Origin of the sequence: uncultured Gemella sp. (assembly GCF_963525875.1) — a bacterium.
Lineage (GTDB): Bacteria > Bacillota > Bacilli > Staphylococcales > Gemellaceae > Gemella.
The window spans coordinates 1-12506 of sequence record NZ_CAURMG010000001.1 but is presented as its reverse complement, the minus strand read 5'-3'; the positions used below and the strand labels follow the sequence as shown (position 1 = coordinate 12506).

General features: G+C 30.2%; 13 protein-coding genes and 1 pseudogene. 2 read left to right on the top strand and 12 right to left on the bottom strand.

Annotation, left to right across the window (positions count from 1 at the left end):
• Positions 1 to 97 precede the first annotated feature (97 nt).
• Positions 98 to 469 (top strand): large conductance mechanosensitive channel protein MscL, encoded by a 372-nt coding sequence (gene mscL, locus RWQ73_RS00070; protein ID WP_314406069.1) that lies wholly within the window; start codon positions 98 to 100, stop codon positions 467 to 469.
• A gap of 266 nt (positions 470 to 735) precedes the next feature.
• Here the strand turns inward: mscL and RWQ73_RS00065 are convergent, their stop codons facing one another.
• The 12 genes and pseudogenes from RWQ73_RS00065 to RWQ73_RS00010 all read right to left on the bottom strand — a co-directional run bounded on the left by RWQ73_RS00065 (position 736) and on the right by RWQ73_RS00010 (position 11290).
• The gene (locus RWQ73_RS00065) at positions 736 to 1734 is read right to left on the bottom strand and encodes a D-2-hydroxyacid dehydrogenase (protein WP_314406068.1); all 999 of its coding nucleotides are present in this window, start codon (positions 1732 to 1734) and stop codon (positions 736 to 738) included.
• Positions 1735 to 1846: 112 nt separating this feature from the next.
• On the bottom strand, positions 1847 to 2545 hold the full coding sequence (locus tag RWQ73_RS00060; protein WP_314406067.1) for an HAD family hydrolase: 699 nt from the start codon (positions 2543 to 2545) through the stop codon (positions 1847 to 1849).
• 101 nt (positions 2546 to 2646) lie between these two features.
• Entirely contained in the window at positions 2647 to 2793 is a 147-nt protein-coding gene (locus tag RWQ73_RS00055) for a hypothetical protein (RefSeq protein ID WP_314086469.1), read from the bottom strand.
• 38 nt (positions 2794 to 2831) lie between these two features.
• Positions 2832 to 3503, bottom strand: a complete 672-nt coding sequence (locus RWQ73_RS00050) for a transaldolase family protein (RefSeq protein ID WP_314086467.1) — start codon at positions 3501 to 3503, stop codon at positions 2832 to 2834.
• On the bottom strand, positions 3484 to 4161 hold the full coding sequence (locus RWQ73_RS00045) for an HAD family phosphatase (RefSeq protein WP_314086465.1): 678 nt from the start codon (positions 4159 to 4161) through the stop codon (positions 3484 to 3486). The genes RWQ73_RS00050 and RWQ73_RS00045 overlap by 20 nt, the downstream gene beginning before the upstream one ends.
• A 98-nt stretch (positions 4162 to 4259) precedes the next feature.
• A complete protein-coding gene (locus RWQ73_RS00040) occupies positions 4260 to 5057 on the bottom strand; it encodes an SDR family oxidoreductase (RefSeq protein WP_314086463.1) in 798 nt (265 codons plus the stop codon).
• A 15-nt stretch (positions 5058 to 5072) separates the two neighbouring features.
• Positions 5073 to 5429: a PTS glucitol/sorbitol transporter subunit IIA gene (locus RWQ73_RS00035; protein WP_006364084.1), complete on the bottom strand. Its 357-nt coding sequence runs from the start codon at positions 5427 to 5429 to the stop codon at positions 5073 to 5075.
• Positions 5430 to 5520: 91 nt separating this feature from the next.
• Entirely contained in the window at positions 5521 to 6528 is a 1008-nt protein-coding gene (locus tag RWQ73_RS00030; RefSeq protein WP_314406066.1) for a glucitol/sorbitol-specific PTS transporter subunit IIBC, read from the bottom strand.
• A 17-nt stretch (positions 6529 to 6545) separates the two neighbouring features.
• Positions 6546 to 7091, bottom strand: a complete 546-nt coding sequence (locus RWQ73_RS00025; RefSeq protein ID WP_006364082.1) for a PTS glucitol/sorbitol transporter subunit IIC — start codon at positions 7089 to 7091, stop codon at positions 6546 to 6548.
• Between the two features lie 19 nt (positions 7092 to 7110).
• Positions 7111 to 7551, bottom strand: a complete 441-nt coding sequence (locus RWQ73_RS00020) for a transcriptional regulator GutM (RefSeq protein WP_314086457.1) — start codon at positions 7549 to 7551, stop codon at positions 7111 to 7113.
• A gap of 15 nt (positions 7552 to 7566) precedes the next feature.
• The gene (locus tag RWQ73_RS00015) at positions 7567 to 9477 is read right to left on the bottom strand and encodes a PRD domain-containing protein (RefSeq protein ID WP_314086454.1); all 1911 of its coding nucleotides are present in this window, start codon (positions 9475 to 9477) and stop codon (positions 7567 to 7569) included.
• Positions 9478 to 9682: 205 nt separating this feature from the next.
• Positions 9683 to 11290 (bottom strand): annotated as a pseudogene (locus RWQ73_RS00010) (1-deoxy-D-xylulose-5-phosphate synthase).
• A 510-nt stretch (positions 11291 to 11800) separates the two neighbouring features.
• On the opposite strand from RWQ73_RS00010, the gene RWQ73_RS00005 reads away from it, so the two are divergent.
• On the top strand, positions 11801 to 12506 hold a 706-nt coding region (locus RWQ73_RS00005), incomplete at its 3' end, for a DegV family protein (RefSeq protein ID WP_314406065.1).

The window sequence follows — 12506 nt, the reverse complement described above, 5'->3', positions numbered from 1 at the left end:
TTTTGTTTTTTTCATAAAAGTGAGTTCTTATACTTGATTTTATTGATATTTTGATATAATATACTCTAGTATTAATTTTTAAAAGGAGATATTTTTTATGTTAAATGAATTCAAAAAATTTGCATTTAAAGGAAATGTATTAGATCTTGCTATCGGGGTTATCATGGGGGCTGCATTCGGAAAAATCGTTAGTTCATTAGTAACCGACATTATGATGCCTCTAATCGGATTACTTTTCCCTGCTAAACCAGACTTCACTAACTTAGCGTGGAATAACATTAAATACGGTAACTTTATTCAAATTACAATCGACTTCTTAATTACAGCAATCGCAATCTTCATTTTCGTTAAAGCTATCAACACAGCTAAAGATAAAATGTCTAAAGAAGAAGAAGCTGAAGAAAAAGCATCAGAGGTTGATGCTAAAGAAGAACTTCTTAAAGAAATCCGTGATTTATTAAAAAAATAGTAAATTAAAATTTTAAGATCTGACAATGTCGGATTTTTTTTCTATATTCACCCTCCTAAAAAATTTTTTTTATAAGAAAAAGGGAGTGACTCAAAAATCGTAATTTCGCAGAAATCGATTTTATCGAGGCACTCCTACACATTTTATTGATTTCAAAAAAGCCTTTATAAAGCTATTTTTAAAATCAATAAACCACTGCGTCTATGAATTTTCATATGAACTTTATTAAATTTTAGGGCTTTTTAGATAGCCCCTTCAACTATATTTTATTTATTTACAACATTTGCAGATGTCCCAGTTGTAATTACTTCAACAGCCGCTTCTAATCCACCTTCTACAAGGTTTTGGATTGCAGTTTCTGTATAAAACGCTGTATGTGGTGTGTAGATTACATCATCACGATCTATTAGCGTTTGTAATAATTCATCATCAAACTCTTTTCCTTCAAAGTTTTTAGGAACATATTTACCTTCATTTTCGTAAACATCTAACCCTGCACCAAGAAGTTTCCCACTATCTAAAGCACGTAATACAGCCTTTGTATCAACTAGCATACCACGAGCCGCGTTTAATAAGATTGAATTATCTCTCATCTTAGCAAGAAATTCATCATTTACCATGTGGTTGTATTCTTTAATAGCCGGCATATGAATAGTAATGATATCAGAGTTCGCTATTAAGTCATCTAGATTCTCAACATAATCTAGTACTTCTTTTGCCGCTTCATTTCGATATACATCATAACCTATAACTTTAGACCCTAAAGCATTGAATAATCGAGCAGCTTGAGTACCTATTCTTCCAGTACCTATAACACCTACTGTTAAAGTTCTAAGCTCACGAGATAATATCCCTGGATTCCAAGAGAAATTATGTTTTTCTATATTGCGTTGAATTTTATTTGTATTTCTACTAATACGCAACGCAGAAGTAAGAACATGTTCAGCAATAGCATTTGGTGAATATGATGGAACATTGGTCATTTTAATCCCAAGCTCTGACATTAATTCTAAATCATAAATATCAAAACCAGCAGAACGTGTCGCAAAAACCTTAACTCCTTGATCCTTTGCATATTCATATACATCGCGTTCGAAAGGTTTGTTTTGAGCTAAAACTACACCTTCTTTTCCTTCTAATAAGTGCTTATTAGCTAATGAAAGCTCTTCAGTATAAACATCAACTTCAACCTCAGGGTGAGAATTTCTCCAACTTTCTAAAGCACTCTTTTCATCTTCTCTTAAATTAAAAAATACTAATTTCATACTTTTTTCCTCCTTAGACAAAGCACTAGTTCAATTTTATTCTAGTAAACTTCTAATAAAATCAATATAACTAATTTTACCATAAAAATTAACTAACTAAAACTATTTTATTTTACTTTTCAAAAATTTTTTCAATAATTTCAAACAATTCATTATTATTTTCCGCTATTTTATAAATATCTACTTCCTTTGGTGATTTTTGCTTATAACGATTTATCCAAATAGACTTCCAGCCTGCATTGTTTGCTCCAACTATATCATTTTCTATTGAATCTCCTATATAGTATAGAGAATCATTAGGAAGTTGTAGCTTTTCTTGCATAATCTCAAATATTCTAACATCCGGTTTATTTATACCATAATCTCCAGAGACTATAATATTCTCCTTAGCAATCCATTTTTCAACGCCTAATGCTTTTGTCTTAGCCCATTGGTGTTCGCTTGGTCCATTAGTAATAATTCCTAGCTTTACATTATTCTCTTTCGCCAGTTCTAAAATACTTATAGTTGTATTAGACATTTGCAATTTTTGTTGATTCTTTTTATATTCTTTTTGCATACTGAGTGCCTGTTCAGCAGTCAAACACACACCTAAATCCTTAGCCGCTTCTTGAATCCTATAAATATGATATTCATCCATAGTCATCTCCCCATTTCTTGAAGCCTCAAATTTTACATCGCTATAATATCTACTTAAAAGATAAAACTTCTCGATATCAATATCCATATCGAATAGACTCTTATACGCATTCTCAAATGGAACTATCTGTTCATACAATGTATCATCCACATCAAAAACAAGACCAATCATTTTATTCTCCTTATAATAAAATCAACTCAATATCATCATAATCACTAGGCTTCGCTCGAAGGTTTAGACTTTCTAATTATTTATTGAGTTGATTCTAAAAATTATTTCATTAGTTTTTCTATTTTATTTTTTGCTTCTTCTAGCGTTTCACTATTTTCTATCATCTCTAAAACTAACTGCAGAAGTATCTCTTTATAAGCCATAAACTGTTCATCCGTCATACCTTCTACGTTATTCATATTATTCATACTATTCTCCATTTCTAAACATATTTTATTTTTAATTATTATATCATATCAACAATTTTTTTATCACCAAATTTATTTTTCCAATCAATTTTAAAGTCTATAACAGACTTATCTGTATAAGGATGCCAAACACTTGTTTCTATTAATTCAGGAGATATAGTTACTGCTCCAGCTCCTTGAAGCAAGACTTCTTGAATCTGTTTTATATTTTTAAAACTCGCAGCCAAAATCTCTGTTGGATAATCTATTAATAAATCACTTATTACAGAAATTATTTCTGTTGCGTCTTGTCCGACATTTTCCATTCTATTCACATACGGCGCTACATAACTTGCTCCATTCATGGCAGCAGCCAATGCTTGCATAGGACTTAGAACTGCTGTAGCTGTCACCTTAATCCCCTCGCTTGAACAGAGTTTAATAGCTTCTAAACCAGCCTTTGTTACAGGAATTTTTATATAAAATGTTTCTCCAAAAAATTTTCTAAGTACTCTTGCTTCACTTAATATTCCTTCAACTTCACTTTCTGTTGTTTGTATATGAATTTCATATTTATCATAAGTAAATTGCTTTAATTCTTTTAAAATATTTTTAATATTTCCTTCTACTTTCGATAAGATTGTTGGATTAGTCGTTATTCCTGTTATCTCTCTATATTTCGATATTTCTTTAATTTTTTCTACATCTGCACTATCTATTAAAATTTTCATTATTTTTCTCCTCTAAAATACTTATAACCTCTCCCAGATTATTAACAATTCTATAAGCTTTTTCTTTACAAACTTCATCTGGTTTAAACATATCAGGAACCATAATAACTTTAGCTCCTGCCGAACTCCCCGCTATCACACCAGCCTTAGAATCTTCTAAAACTAAACACTCTTCTGATTTTACACCTAAGCGCTTTGCAGCTAATAAGAACACATCCGGTGCCGGCTTCCCATTTTCAACCTCAGCTCCACTAGCAAACTCATCTATATATTTCTTCAAGTCAGTCTTTTCCATATTATTTATTATGTGGTTCATACTAGATGATGATGCTACCGCTACTTTATAATTACTATTTTTCAAATATTTTAATAACTCTTCGATATATTGCATTTTCCTTGGCCCTGTGGTAAATAAAATATCTTCTATATATTTATAATGATCATCTACTAGTTGTTTTCCACTAACATCAGAATTTTTGAAATAATTTTCCCAAAAATCATAAATACTTTTAGTAGTAAATCCTAATACTAGAAGTGTCTCTTCTTTTGTCATATCATATCCTTGCTTTTTCGCACTATGAATAAACGCTTCAGTCGCCAAACTTTCCGTATCAACCATTAGTCCATCCATATCAAATAACACAGCTTTTATATCCATTTAACCAACCTCACTTTTTGTTCTTTACAGTTATTATAATAGAAATAATAAAAAATCACAAACTACAAAAAATAGGGGAATCTCCCCTATTTCATCTATTAACCTCTTGTTTTTCCACCTGCTACATTATACGTAACACCATGAACATAACTTGCTCTATCACTTGCTATGTATGTAACTAAATCCGCAACTTCTGATAATTTCCCATCTCTTCCTAGTGGAGTAGTTTTTGTACTTGTATACCCCGCACGAATTTGTTCTACTGTTACTCCACGAGTGTAAGCTAACGCTTCTTCGTAAGCTAATGTTCTAAGTCCTGTCGCTTCTAATATACCTGGTGCTACACCTACTACTCTAACTCCTAATTTACCCAGTTCTTTTGCCCAAGAACGTGTAAGTGAGTTTACAGCATTTTTACTTGCAGCATAAATACTTTGCCCTTCTGATCCTTCTAATCCAGATTCTGAAGACATGTTTACTATTACACCACTACCTTTAGCAACTAGTATACGTCCAACTTCTTGAGAGAAGATAAATAGACCTTTTACATTTATATCCATAATTTTGTCGTATACTTCGTCACTAAACTCATATTTCCCTTCAGGATCATTTTTATCTACTAATAAACGAGGAATATTAATTCCAGCATTATTTACAAGAATATCGATTGTTCCAAATTTTTCTAAAGTTTTAGCTACAACTTCTTTAACATCGCTTCTCTTAGTTACATCACATTTAACATATAGTAATTTATCATTATCAGACTCTTTTTCTGCTAAGTCACTTACTACTACATTACATCCTTGATTTAAGAATTCATCAACTACTGCTGCTCCAATACCTGATGCTCCACCTGTTACTACTACTGTTTTTCCTTCTAAATTTAACCAACTCATAATTATTTCTCCTTATTATTTTTCTATTGTAATTTTTGTATTAATATCAATTGCTGGACAGCTTTTTTCTTCCACTACGATTGCCCCTGGTAATAAATTATCTAAATCACCAGAGAAATGCACTGTTAGATGTCCTAAGTCTACTAGATTTTTCTCAGCTACATCACCTACACCAAGAATTTCAAACTCTTCTCCATCTACTTTTAATGTTTGACCTACTTCAATAGTTGTATTAGTAGGTACTACATCAATTCCATAACAATAATCTTTTAACATATCTGGTGCATTATCTCCAAAAAGGATAAACATCCCATCACCAAATTCACCTACAAGACTTCCTTTACTTTTTATTGTATTTTCATAAATTATCATACTCATTCTTCCTTTGCTTATATTTTTATTCATTCATTTACGGTCGACTATGTCGTTAATGTAGGAAGCGAAGACCGCTTCCTATAAAATTTTAAGAGTACATTCCAAAGCTTGCTAACCAAGCTACGATAACCCTTGGCACCCCAATAATAAATCTTGAGTAAAGTACAGATACTACCCCTACTTCTACTGTTTCTGGTTCAGCTTCTGCAAGACCTAAACCAACTGGGATAAAGTCACAAGCACATTGTGTATTGATTGCAAATAATGCAGGTAATGCTAATTGTGGAGGAATAGTTCCTTTTCCGATTTCAACCCCAATTAATGTACCGATAATTTGTGCAATTACTGCACCAGGTCCAAGTAACGCTGATAATAGTGGAATAGAACATACAAATCCTAAAGCTACTAATCCAAAGATGTTTCCTGCTAACGGAGTTAATAATTTAGCAAACCAGTTACCAAATCCTGATCCTTGGATAACCCCTATTAACATCGCAACAAATACCATAAATGGTAAAATTGTTGTAATCATTGATTGAACTGCATCTCTTGCAGCTTGGTATAATGTATGAACTACTTTACCAGCACCCATACCGATTTTTTGAATAACAGATGATTTAGCATTTTCTGCTAAACTTTGTGAAACTTTTTTATCTGCACTATATTTAAATTCACGTTTTGGTTCTTCTTGAGTTTTTTCCTCAACTACTACTTCTTCACTACCTTCAGCTAATGAGATTTGATCTAATCCTACAGCTGAAACATAAATATCTTCTTTAATAAATTTAGCAAGTGGTCCACTTGGTCCAACAGGCATAATGTTAACTGTTGGAATTCTTTTTTGTGGATAAATACCACAACGTAATGTTCCACCACAGTCAATAATTGCTAAGAAAATTTCTTCGTCTGGTACTGATGTTTTAAATCCATTAACCGCTGTAGCACCTGTTAATTTTACGATTTTTTCTACGATTTCAGGTTCAGCTCCACCACCTGTGATATATAAAATTTTATCTTTTCCTGGTTTTGGAGTTACTACTAAAGGTCCACCGAAACCACCACTACCTTTTTCTATTTTAATTGTTCCGTATGTCATAATTATTTCTCCTAATCCTACGCTTTTAATTCATTACTTAATTCAATTTTTTGTTGTTTCATAACAATTTTTGTTGTGAAATCTGTAACCCATCCAGCAAAGAAGTTCATTACTAACCCTACAAGAAGGTATCTAATTGCTAATGGTGTAACGTCTAATCCTAATTGAGTAATTCCATTTGCAATACCTAAGTAGATGAAAATTTCACCAACGTTAATGTGTGGAAATATCCCACTGTTTGTATGACAGTGATATGATGCAGATGCATAATAACTAGGTTTCATACGTTCTGGTAAAAATTTACCCATTGATAATGCCATAGGGTTTGCTAACATAAATGCAGAAACGAATGGTAAAATTCCGTAAGCTAAAATTACATTTTTAGAACACACTTTAGCAAATTTTTCTACTCTGTGTGGTCCAATAAAAGCAACTAATGCATTCATAAATACAAGTAGTAATAATACTTTCGGTACGATTCCTCCAACCCAACTTACGAATACTTTTGCACCTTCGTCAAATAAACCTGTAAAGCCTGATGCTAATTTAACAATATAATCCATATTGTCCTCCTTATAATATTTAATTTAATTTTAATTTTTTTGCTAATTTCCCAAATGGACTTAGCTCCATTTCAACCTGTCCACCAGCAGAAATTGTTTTATAATTAACAACTCCGTCAAGCACTGCACTAGTTAAAGATGCTGATAGTTTTATCGCTTTACAATCTTCTCTATTTATAGTCCCTACTTTAAGACCATTGAAATATTCAAATTTTTTAAATCTAGCAAGTACTGTTACTCCTTGCATAGCTTCTCCAGTGATAACCTTATCATTATCGTCTATAGCTAGCATAACAATTGCTCCCGCACGTGCAGCACCTTTTTTTCTTCCTATTACTACTCTACCTATTCGTCTAAGTTTACTATAGCTTCGTTTGAAACTATTTAACTGAACATAAGTTAAAGCATATTGTAAAATAAATGCTAAAATAAAGAGTATTCCTAAAACTATTAAATTCATATGTCCTCCTAATTGCTATCTATATAAATTAGTATTTTTTATAAAGTAATTTACTAATAAGTCATAATTATCTATTTTAGATATATCTGTAATTAATTTTTCATCTTTAATAATAGAAATTAATTCATCATAGGTTTTAGCTAAAATCAACCCATTTTTTTCTCCTTCAGGTACACACGCCATAAATATTAGTTTTAAGTCTTTATTATCCTTAAATCCTTTTTCGCTTACCCCTAGAGCAATTATTAAATCATCTCCCAGTTTATTTATCGTATGTGGAAATGCTACATTTTTCTCAAAAATCATAGACGATTTTTTTTCTCTTTCTCTGATTCTCTTTAAAAACTTATCATCTACTAAATGCTGTTTTATTAACTCTTCTATCATAAAATCAATATTTTCAGCATATGTTTTTTTGCTATCACATTTGAAAAATGTCTCTTCTCTCATCGAGCTTAGCAATACTGATTCCATTCCTCGAATACTAGGATTATTCATTTTATTAACATATTGTAGAAAATTAATTTCTTTTTTCAAGTACATCTTATCTAAAATTTCATTTTGATAAATAACCGGCATTTCTGTTTCAAACTTCATATCCTCAGTAGAAATTATAATATTAAATTTACTATAATCAACTTTTTCAAAAGTGGTGTATGCTGATACTTGTGAATTTACTATTATACTTTCTATTTCATTTATCATAAGTTTGCTATATGCTGGTCCTGAATTAGTTATCAACAAGACACTTAGATTTTCAGATTGAACTTTTATTTTCTTCAATAACGTTTCAAAATATATTGCTAGATAACTAATTTCATCTTCTGAAACTATATAGTTATACTTATTGTTAATTACTTTACTGGCAGTTTTAGCAATTTTATATGATACCGGATATTGTTCTTTAATTTTCTCTTTCATATTGTTGTTATATCTAACACCGTATTTTAATCGTTCCATTAAGAAGTATATATGATAGATAAATTCTTCAATTATATCCGAAGTATCAAATTCAAGTCCATACTCGTAAACAACTGTTTCTAAAATTTCCTGAACAAGTTTTGTATACTCTTCAGTATATTTTAGATTTTCTCTTATTTTATTTATTTTTGTAGGAACTCTCATCGTAGCAAAGCAAATCGCTAAAAATTTGATTTCATCAGTAGATAAGCTTATCTTATATTTATTCTCTATATAATCACTTATCTCGTTAATAAAAGGTTGTGCGTAGTTGTTTAATAATTCTTCATATTGCTTTTCTTCAAAGTTTAGATAAAAGCCATTAGCAAATCGATCTAAAGACACTGTTAAGTATCTGAAAAATTCAGCTTTTGCCTGTTTATCAATTTTGTACTTTTCAAATGTTTCATCAAAAAACATATTATCATCTTTATCAAAAATATCTTCCTTGTACATATAATTAAAAATATTTTCTAAAATAAAAATTCTAATATCTTTTTCTAGACCAACTACTTTAATACCTGTATTAGGTTTTCCTTTTATAACAAGATTATAACTACTTATAATGTCATTTAATTTTTTTATATCGGAATTTAAAGTTGTTCTACTAACTATCATTTCAAAAGCTAAATCGTCTATTAGTGCACTTTCGCCCGATGAAACTAATGTCTTAAATATATATACTAGCCTTACCTTACTAGAATCAAAATTAACACTAGCTTCATATATAGATCTTTTTCTCTTTAAGTATTCTTCTAACTTTGTAATAAAAAGACTATAATTTGAATTTTTATTTTCTATGTATGCACAGTCTTCAAATAATTCATTTAAAGATTTTATTTCATTACTAATAGTTTTTGAACTTACCTTTAATACATCTAGTAAGTATTGATCCTGAACTAAAAAGTTAGATTCTAGTATATTTAGTAGTCTCAAACTTCTATTATCATAATTAAAAATCTCCATTTGCTTCACCACCTACATTTATTATAATGTTAGCGTTTCAAAAAATTAATACAGTTATTTTCTCTTAAAAAGAAAAACGCTTTAATTTTTTATAAAACCCTACTCTCATGAGTTTAACTACATATATTTCTAAACAAAATAATTTATATAATATAGTTTTAAATAGAAAAAGCACCCTCAAAAATTTAAGATGCTTTTACTTATTTTATAGACTTTCTATAATATTTTTTACTATATTATCTACGGTTAAACCATTTTCTTCCATTAATTCTTCTACTTTATATCTATCATAGAATTTTTTATTTATTCCATAGTTTTGTACTTTTAAGCCTATATTTCCTAGGAAGCTTGCTACAATTTGACCGTATCCACCTTCTACTATACCATCTTCAATCGTTACAACTAACTTATGATTTTCTTCTAAAGAATTTAATAATTCTTTATCCAAACCTGTTAAGAACTTTGGATTTACTAATGTTGCTTCTATATTATGTTTAGATTTCAGTTGTTCAACGACTTTTTCAGCTAAGCCATAAAAGTTTCCAACTCCAAATATCGCAATCTGTTTTCCAGCTTTAACTACTTTATTCTTATTTAATATAGAATAATCTGTTGTATCTTCTTCGCTAGTTTCCACAACACTTCCTACAGGAACTCTAATAGCTACTGGATGATTATTTTGATTAATTGCCCAATCTAACATCGCTAAGTGCTCTTCTTTATTAGTAGGTGCTAAATAAACAAAGTTTGGTATATGAGATATAAATGGTATATCAAAAAATCCTAGATGACTTTCATCATTCATTGATTTTATTGATGCGCCGTAGACTAATACTACCCCTGCTTGATTATTTAATGCCATATCATGAGAAAGTTGATCATATGCTCTTTGTAAGAATGTAGAAAATACTGACCAAATAGGTTTTGCTCCATTTTTAGCTAATCCTGTTGTCATAGTTGCTGCTTGTTGTTCTGCAATACCAACATCTACAAATTGATTTCTAAATTTTTCTCTTATTTCTCTATCGAAAACTATTCTTGGTGTCCCTGCATTTACAACAATAGCTAATGAATCTTCTTCTAATTTTTTAGCTAAATATTGAGATGTAATACCATTGTATGTTTGAGAAGAGGCCCCTTGATTTTTATATTCTCCAGTTTCTAAACTAAACGGTCCACCAGCATGGAATTTTTCATGGTCTTTTTCTGCCGGTTCAAATCCTTTACCTTTTTCTGTGTAAATGTGTAATACTACCGGATGATCTATATCTTTTACTTCTTTAAATAATGAAATTAGTTCTTCTAAGTTATTACCATCTTCTAAGTAGTGATAATCATATCCTAATGCTTTAAAAATATTGTTTGTTACCTGACCTTTATTTTCACGTAGCTCTCTTAATGCAGTATATATACCACCTTTAGGATTTTTAGCAATAGATTGGTCATTATCATTTATTATAGTTATTGCATTAGTTCCTAATGTAGCTATTGTATTTAGACTCTCATAGGCCATTCCACCTGATAAAGAACCATCTCCAATAATTGCCACAACATTTCCTTTTTCTTTCTTTAAATCTCTTGCGTGCAGTATACCACTTGCTAACGATAATGAAGTTTAGGTATGTCCAATAGTAAAAAGATCATGCTCACTTTCTTTTGGATTCGTATATCCAGAAATATCATCATAATATTTAGGGTCTATAAATGCCTTTTGGCGTCCTGTTAGCATTTTACGAATATAAGTTTGATGCGATACATCAAAAATTATCTTATCTACAGGTGAATCGAATACATGATGTGAGGCAACTGTCATCTCCACCATTCCTAAATTCGGTCCACTATGGCCTCCGTGAGAACTAATTTTTTATAATAATACCGTTCTTGTTTCATCGGCCAGAGTTTGTAATTCTTCTATTGTTAATTTTTTTAAGATCCTGAGGTCCTGAAATTTTTTCTAAAATCATATTTATCCCTCCTATTTCTATCAATTTGTATTAATATCATTATAACATAAATTAATCTAGCCTAAGTATTCATTTTTATTATAGGTTTAGTAATACTTTTTATTATTCTTTGATAGTTATTAAATGCCTCAATCAATAAATATAAATATAATTAGAGATAAAGTGTGTAACTTTCTAAATTAATTCCAACATTATCAAAGCCTTAACATCTTATTTTATTAACCTTTTAATACTTACACTTTGTATAAAAGTGAATTTTTTATTTCACTTTTCAGTTGAAAAAATTTTATTTTTATTATATCATATAAGAACGTAGTTAAATATAACTATTTAAAAACAATGTACAAGAGGTTAATTTTATGAAAACAGCTTTTGTGTGCGATTCAGCACTACAAATTAATAAAAACTTTGAAAAAAACAATCCAATTACAGTTATCCCTGTTGAAGTTCGTCTTGATGATGAAGTTTTCGAGGATAACGTTACTATAACTCCTGACGAATTTTATAAAAGAATACATAATGGACAAAAGCCTAGCACAAGCCAACCTGCAGTAGGGAAAATCTTAAGAATTTATGAAGAACTTAAACAACAAGGCGTAGAGCGCATCGTTGCTTTCAGCGTCTCTTCAAAACTATCAGGGACATATTCTTCTTTCGTACAAGCTAAAGAACTTATTGATGGTATTGAAATCAAGATAATCGATACTTTTCAAATAGCACGAATGGTAGGAATTGCTATCGAGAAAATAATTAAAGAATTCGAAGAAGGTAGTTTATCCTTTGAAAATATTGAAGCTAGATATACTGAGCTTTCCGCACAACACAATGTTCTTGTAACTGTAGAAACTATGGAATATGTATATGCTGGAGGTAGACTTACTAAAACTCAATTCGTCCTATCAAACCTGCTAAATATCCTTCCTATTATTACCATCAAGGATGGACTTCTTACTGTCAGCGGAAAACACAGAGGAATGAATAAAGTTCTTTCAAAAATGTGTGAAGAAATTAAAGAAAAAAATCCAAAGAGTTTATTTGTTCTTTATACAACTGATGAATTATTAG